The organism is Amycolatopsis sp. SID8362, from assembly GCF_010550475.1.
Classification (GTDB): Bacteria; Actinomycetota; Actinomycetes; order Mycobacteriales; family Pseudonocardiaceae; genus Amycolatopsis; species Amycolatopsis eburnea.
Genome location: NZ_JAAGNB010001759.1, coordinates 1 through 2741, shown reverse-complemented (window position 1 = coordinate 2741; position 2741 = coordinate 1). Strand labels below are relative to the sequence as shown.

General features: G+C 69.6%; 3 protein-coding genes. All 3 read left to right on the top strand.

The window, feature by feature from the left end:
- A partial coding sequence (locus G3I65_RS53385; protein WP_275940202.1) for a family 2B encapsulin nanocompartment shell protein occupies positions 1–684 on the top strand: 684 nt, incomplete at its 5' end.
- A 4-nt stretch (positions 685–688) separates the two neighbouring features.
- Positions 689–2077 (top strand): family 2B encapsulin nanocompartment shell protein, encoded by a 1389-nt coding sequence (locus G3I65_RS53380; protein ID WP_160703915.1) that lies wholly within the window; start codon positions 689–691, stop codon positions 2075–2077.
- Between the two features lie 106 nt (positions 2078–2183).
- Positions 2184–2741: NAD-dependent epimerase/dehydratase family protein (locus G3I65_RS53375; protein WP_160703914.1), on the top strand; the 558-nt coding region annotated here is incomplete at its 3' end.

Below are 2741 nucleotides of genomic sequence, written 5' to 3'. Positions count from 1 at the left end.
ACCTTCGTCGACTACGACACCCAACCCCGCGAATACGAACTCTCCGTCGCCCAGACCGTCCTACGCGTGCACTCCCGCGTCGCCGACCTCTACAACACCCCCCACAACCAGACCGAACAGCAACTCCGCCTCACCATCGAAGCCCTCCGGGAACGCCAGGAACACGAACTGGTCAACAACACCGACTTCGGGCTCCTGCACAACGCCGACTTCGCCCAGCGCATCCCCACCCGCACCGGCCCACCCACCCCCGACGACCTCGACGAACTACTCACCCTCGTCTGGAAAGACCCCGCCTTCTTCCTCGCCCACCCCACCACCATCGCCGCGTTCGGCCGCGAATGCACCAAAGCCGGCATCTACCCGACCTCCGTCGACCTCGGCGGCCACCAGGTCCCCGCCTGGCGCGGCGTCCCGATCCTGCCCTGCAACAAAATCCCCGTCTCCGACACCCGCACCAGCTCCATCCTGCTGATGCGCACCGGCGAACAAGCCCAAGGCGTGATCGGACTGCACCAGACCGGGCTCCCGGACGAATACCAGCCGGGCCTGAACGTGCGGTTCATGGGCATCAGCGAGCAGGCCATCATCTCCTACCTCGTCTCCGCCTACTACTCCGCCGCCGTCCTCGTCCCCGACGCCCTCGCCGTGCTGGAAAGCGTCGAACTCGGCCGGGAAAGCTGACCCGGTGACGATCATCGAGGAACCCGCCGCGGCGCAGCTGTCCCTCGGGACCGCCGCCGCGCGGACCCTGGCCACCACCACCAAAACCCGCCCCCAGATGCGGGGCATCACCCCCCGCTGGCTACTCACCCAGCTCCCCTGGGTCGACGTCCCCGCCGGGTCCTACCGGGTCAACCGGCGCCTCACCTACACCCTCGGCGACGGCAAACTCTCCTTCTACACCACCGGCACCCGCGTCCACGTCGTCCCCGCCGAACTCACCGAACTCGCCCTCCTACGCGACTTCACCGACGAAGCAGCGTTGAGTGCCTTGGCGGAGGCGTTCGAGCAACGCGAATACGACCCCGGCGCCACCCTGCACACCGAAAACACCCCGCTGGACACCCTGATCCTCGTCGCGCACGGCAAAGTCACCCGCCACCGCACCGGCCCCTACGGCGACGACACCGCCCTCGCCACCGTCACCGACGGCGACCACCTCGGCGCCGAGCTGCTCACCCGTGACGACGCCACCTGGGACCACACCGCCCGCGCCGCCACCCGCGTCACCACCCTCGTGTTGCCCGCCGCCACCTACGCCCGCCTCAACGGGCGTCTCGACTCCCTGCGCACCCATGTGGCCGAGGCCGCGGCCCGGCCGGTGAAACCGCAGAACAGCAAGGGGGAAGCGAGCATCGACCTGTCCGCCGGGCACGACGGCGAACCCCTGCTCGCGGGCACTTATGTCGACTACGACCCCGCACCGCGGGAATACGAACTCGCCGTCGCCCAAACCGTGCTGCACACCCACAACCGCGTCACCGACCTCTACAACACCCCCCACAACCAGCTCGACCAGCAACTCCGGCTGACGGTGGAGGCGTTGCGGGAACGGCAAGAACACGACCTGATCAACAACACCGACTTCGGACTCCTCCACAACGCCGGGCTGAAACACCGGCTCACCACCCGCAGCGGCCCACCCACCCCGCTGGACATGGACGATCTGCTCTGCCGACGACGGAAAACCAAGTTCTTCCTCGCCCATCCGCGGGCGATCGCCGCGTTCGGACGGGCCTGCACCGCCCACCACATCTACCCCGACACCACCGTGCTGGACGGGAAACGGGTCAACGCCTGGCGCGGCGTCCCCATCCTGCCGTGCGACAAAATCCCGGTCACCGAGGCCGGGACCACGTCGATCCTGGCGATGCGCACCGGCGAAGACGACGCCGGCGTGATCGGGTTACGCCCCAAGCAACTCCCGGACGAATACCAGCCCGGGGTGAACGTCCGGCTGATGGGCACCGGGGACCGCGCGGTCACCTCTTACCTCGTCTCCGCTTACCACTCCGCCGCTGTGCTCGTCCCCGACGCACTCGGCGTCCTCGACGACGTCGAAGTCGGACGTTGAGAGTTGCACCCAAAGCAAGTACCACTTGCCGAAGTTGCGTGGCACGAGCACCCCCACGGCTCCTAACTTCGATCTCGACCAGAGAATCCGAAGAAGGAGCAGCAGAATGCACGTGTTCGTCACCGGCGCGACCGGCTGGATCGGCTCGGCCGTCGTCGACGAGCTTCTCGGCGCCGGGCACGAGGTCACCGGGCTCGCCCGCTCGGACGCCGCCGCGCTCGCGCTCGGCAAGAAGGGCGCGCGGGTCCGGCGTGGAGACCTCGACGACCTGGCCGGGCTCCGCGACGCCGCGCTCGACGCGCAGGCCGTCGTCCACCTCGCCAACAAGCACGACTGGGGCAACCCGGCGGAGAGCAACCGGGCCGAGCGGGCCGCGGTCGAGACGCTCGCCGAAGCACTCGTGGGCACCGACCGGCCGTTCGCCCTCGCCGCCGGGCTCTCGGGCCTGGTGCAGGGACGGCCCGCGACGGAGGCCGACGTCTCCCCCGAGGTTGGCCCGGGCTCGCACCGCGGCGGGGCCGAGAACCTCGCCCTCGAGTACGCGGAGAAGGGCGTCCGGGTGCTGAGCGTCCGCTTCGCCCCGTCCGTGCACGGCCCGGGCGACCGCGGGTTCCTGGCCGCGATCACGGCCGCCGCGCGCGAGCACGGCGTGTCGGCCTACCCC